The organism is Bartonella queenslandensis AUST/NH15, from assembly GCF_000312585.1.
GTDB classification, from domain to species: domain Bacteria; phylum Pseudomonadota; class Alphaproteobacteria; order Rhizobiales; family Rhizobiaceae; genus Bartonella; species Bartonella queenslandensis_A.
Genome location: NZ_HE997997.1, coordinates 46,121 through 46,993, shown reverse-complemented (window position 1 = coordinate 46,993; position 873 = coordinate 46,121). Strand labels below are relative to the sequence as shown.

Annotated in this window: 1 protein-coding gene; it reads left to right on the top strand. The window is 34.8% G+C overall.

All coding sequences use genetic code 11. From position 1 onward, the window contains the following. Window positions 1-530: 530 nt before the first annotated feature. Window positions 531-785 carry a hypothetical protein gene (locus BN338_RS03860; RefSeq protein WP_051018492.1) on the top strand — a complete coding sequence of 85 codons (255 nt, stop codon included), beginning with the start codon at window positions 531-533 and terminating at the stop codon, window positions 783-785. The last annotated feature ends 88 nt before the right edge of the window (window positions 786-873 follow it).

Below are 873 nucleotides of genomic sequence, written 5' to 3'. Positions count from 1 at the left end.
GCATAAAACGCCCTAACCGCCCCATATAGACCCGATATACTCACTTTATTGATAGAACAAACATAGTATCTTCCCCCATCTTTGAAGATCTTTGCCACCTGTTACAAGTGTAATCGTCATACCCCGCGCTCTTTTCAAGTGCAAAGCATATAAAACGATTTTAGAAACCAAAGAAAGACTTTAATTTATAGTATATATCAATTTTATTGGAACTGTTACATATGAGAGACAACAAAATGTTATCCATTTTTACTATAATCTCATGAAAAGAAACACCTCAACTATCGTCTCTTTACTCCAAAATAAAAAAGTAAGTTTGTGATAAGATTGTAGATGCAAGTTTACAGAAATTCCTGCCTACTTATCCTGATAAAACTCTAACAAAAACAGATATCTCTATATTGCGTTTATGGTATTTTGCATTCAGAAGATTACTGTGCTCGTTATGCTGATAACTTCTCTAAAGAAATTTTATTGAAAAGGAAGAAAACCTTTCTCATGATGGCAATTGCTGGGTCTATGATAATGCTATGGTTTTCCAAAATACATGCGTTTTCGAAAATGCAAAAATATGTGACAATGTTTATGCTTTGAGAGATGCTAAAGTTTCAGAAAATGCCATTGTTAGCGATAATGCATGGGTTTTTGGTGATAAAGCGCATATTTATGGCAAGGCACAAATTTGCGAATTTACAACAATCTATGGCAATGCAGTGCTTAAAGAAAATAAGAAATTTTCTGAAGATGTCTGTGGTGTTGATCAAGACGTAAATAAAGCCGCGTGATAATACGGGCGGTGCGGGGGCGCCTGCTTTCCAAGCAAATTTTCCATTCCAAAATTTAGCAAATCTTTATCACATGAGATTGTGAGGA

Coding starts and splice junctions, on each gene's coding strand:
- BN338_RS03860 (WP_051018492.1), top strand. CDS start 531: ATGGTTTTCCAAAATACATGCGTTTTCGAAAATGCAAAAATATGTGAC.